Raw genomic sequence first — 564 nt, 5'->3', positions numbered from 1 at the left:
TACCGACCGCCCGGCGCATCGCGGCGGTGATCCCTTGCCGCGTGCGCCAGTAGCCTTCCCACGGATCGGTGGCGAGCGTCCGTTGTCGGTGAATGGCTTGCCCCATCGTCCATTGGTCGCCGCCCTTCACGTCATTCAACTCATCCCACGAGATGGGCATCGATACCGCCATGCCGGGGCGAGCCTGCACTGAAAATGCGGCGACCGTGCTGGCACTTCGACCGTTGCGCAAATAGTCGATGAAGATCTTGCCCACTCGGTTCTTCGGACCAAGGACCGCTGAAAAACGCTGCGGCACCACGCGCGTCATGTGCTGGGCGACCGCCTGCGAGAACAGTTTCACCTCGTCCCACCCCTGTCGGCGGTTGAGCGGCACGACAACGTGAAAGCCCTTGCCGCCGCTGGTTTTCGCGAACGAGCGCAATCCCAGTTCGTCCAGCACGACTTTGACGAGCGCGGCCGCTTCCAGCATGGTCGACCACGGCAAGGCGGGATCGGGATCCAGGTCGAAGATGACGCGATCGGGATGCTCCAGATCAGGCGCCGCCCCGTTCCACGAGTGGA

At 63.8% G+C, this 564-nt stretch carries 1 protein-coding gene; it reads right to left on the bottom strand.

The window, feature by feature from the left end; genetic code table 11:
* Nucleotides 1-564, bottom strand: a 564-nt coding sequence (gene ligD, locus BG57_RS30975; RefSeq protein WP_035971162.1) for a non-homologous end-joining DNA ligase LigD, incomplete at both ends; no start/stop codon positions are given.

This window comes from Caballeronia grimmiae (assembly GCF_000698555.1).
Lineage (GTDB): Bacteria > Pseudomonadota > Gammaproteobacteria > Burkholderiales > Burkholderiaceae > Caballeronia > Caballeronia grimmiae.
The sequence above is the reverse complement of the archived record's forward strand: the minus strand, read 5'-3'. Positions and strand labels throughout refer to the sequence as shown.